The sequence below is a fragment of the Candidatus Methylomirabilota bacterium genome (assembly GCA_036005065.1).
Classification (GTDB): Bacteria; Methylomirabilota; Methylomirabilia; order Rokubacteriales; family DASRDR01; genus DASYQW01.
In genome coordinates this window covers 1-2,239 of the sequence record DASYQW010000266.1, presented here as the reverse complement: position 1 = coordinate 2,239, position 2,239 = coordinate 1, and the positions used below count along the sequence as shown (strand labels likewise).

Below are 2,239 nucleotides of genomic sequence, written 5' to 3'. Positions count from 1 at the left end.
CGAGGACGCGCCGGAGCCACGGAGCGGCCGCGAGCTCCTCTTCCCTCGCCGTGACCACCAGCAGGACCGCGGAATCGCGTGTCCGCCGGGCCAGGAAGCCGAGCAGGCGAACCGTCAGCTCGTCGGCCCAGTGGAGGTCTTCGAACAGGAGCACGAGCGGCTCTTGCGTGGCGAGCAGGCCGATCAGCCGGGTGACGCTTTCGAACAACCGGACGACGTCCTGGCTCGCGGGCGGGAGCCCGGGCACGGCGACCTCGGGTAGCAGCGTCGCCAGCTCGCTCCGCCAGATCTCGTTCAGCGCGCCGAGAGCTCCCGCGTCCGACGCCACCTGCCCGCCGCGGAGCGCGTCGACCCACGGCGCCAGGGGCAGGGTCTGCTCGTTCTCGTAACAGCGCCCGAGGAGCACCCGGGCCCCGCGCTCGATCGCCTCGCTGGCCAGCCCTGCTACGAGGCGGCTCTTGCCGATCCCGGCCTCGCCGACGACTGCAACGAGGCGGCCGCGGCCGGTCACCGCCTCGTGGAGTGCCTGGCGCAGACGCCCGAGCTCCACGGCGCGGCCGAGGAGCGGCGTCTCCAGAGCAGACGCTTCCCGGGCGGGCGCGGGCGCCAGCCGGTCGGTCCTCGTCGCGCGGCCGGGTCGGTGGCGCAGCGCGGACAGCGCCTGGCGGAGGCTGGTGCGGGCCGGGCCCTCGGGGCGGTCGCCCCAGAGCAGGGTGGCCAGCTTGTCGCGCGGATGCGCCCGGCCGGGGGGCAGGGCGAGGTAGGCCAGCAACGCCTGGGTCTTCCGCGTCGGCAGGGGGAGGGCGGGGCCCGATCCGATCCGGGCCTGGAAGCCGCCCAGGAGGGTGAGCTGGAGCGATGCCATGGGCCACCGACCAGAGAGCACGCCGACCATAGCACCGCGCGGGCGGCGGGCCAAGGGTTCCTGGCAGCTCCGGCCGAGCGGCGCTAGTTTCTCCGGGGGGGTCTCGGAAGACCCCCCCGATGCCCCCCCTCGGCTGCGGCGGCACAGCCGCCGCTCGGAGCGCTGCTCGATGCGTCGCGCGCTCGGAGCGAGCTGCCGGGTTACTCCGACACGCTCCTAGGGGAAGCGGACCAGCGCCAGGGCCGGCGCCTCCAGCAGCTCGACCTCGAGACGCACGGGGATCTCGCGCGCCCCGGCGAGCCGGGCGACCCTCTCGGCCGGCAGGAAGAGGATGACCTTGGCCGGCTCCAGCTCCCGGCCCACGGGCTCCGGCGGGAAGCCTTCGGCGACCAGCCGCTCCGCCTCGCTCTCGGGGATCACGTACGCGGCCGCGGCATCGGCGAGGATGCGGCGGAGGCGCATCCACACGCCCTTCGCATGATGTCGCTGACGGTACTCCCAGGCCCGCACGGCGACGCGCGATCGCACCTGGCGGACACGGCGCTCGAGATCATCGCTCACTACGGTACCCTCGCAGACGCAGTGGCACCGTGTCCCCCGGTGGGCCGCCTCACGGCAGGTCCTGCTCGCCCGTCTCCAGCCGCCGCAAGAGCTCGGCGACCCGCGCGCGCTCCCCCCGGGGGTCCGGCATGCCGGGACGTGGCGGCATGAGGGAGAGGAGCGTCAGGTTGGAGCGGGCGACGTGGCGCAGCTCGGGCCGGAGCCCGCGGTAGGTCGCGTCGAGCTCCCGGAGGTCGCCCGGGCTCGCCGTCATCAACAGGCCCAGCGCCACCAGCAAATCCCGGTCACCCTTCTCGCCGGTCCGGTCCGTCACGAGCTTCTCCAGGATCAGCCCGGCCGGGCGCGGCAGCGGCAGTCGGGCTCCTTCGATCTCCATCACGCGACCCGCCTTCACGAGCGACAGGGGACCGAACACCATCAGGGGGAGCTGAGGATCCTCGAGGATGTAGGTATCGCCGGGATCCTGCGCCGGATCCATGCCAACGAAGTTCACTTCGAGCCGGTCGTCAGTCTCGGGGACCAGGACCGAGGGCTCCTCTGCCGAGGGCCGGAACCCCGACAGCCCTTCCACGCGGCGTTTCACCGCCGCATGACGGTCGACGGGAACCCCGATGTCGACGTCCTGCGACACGACCAGGGTGGATACGGCACCCGGCTGGAGCAGGTTCGGCACCTCGGAGCCGACGATGAGGACGCCGGGCTCCTCGAGCACCGGGCGCACCGCTCTGAGGGTCGCGAACAGACGGTCGCGGAAGGCCACCGCCCGAGTATAGGGAGGGCCGCTGCCGAAGTCCAAGATCAGGGTATCGCCCC

General features: G+C 73.3%; 3 protein-coding genes. All 3 read right to left on the bottom strand.

Going from position 1 to position 2,239, the window contains the following annotated elements; all coding sequences use genetic code 11:
• Positions 1–865: AAA family ATPase (locus VGW35_18525; GenBank protein ID HEV8309663.1), on the bottom strand; the 865-nt coding region annotated here is incomplete at its 3' end.
• Between the two features lie 216 nt (positions 866–1,081).
• Entirely contained in the window at positions 1,082–1,426 is a 345-nt protein-coding gene (locus VGW35_18520) for a hypothetical protein (protein ID HEV8309662.1), read from the bottom strand.
• A gap of 49 nt (positions 1,427–1,475) precedes the next feature.
• Positions 1,476–2,239, bottom strand: a 764-nt coding sequence (locus tag VGW35_18515) for a hypothetical protein (protein ID HEV8309661.1), incomplete at its 5' end; no start/stop codon positions are given.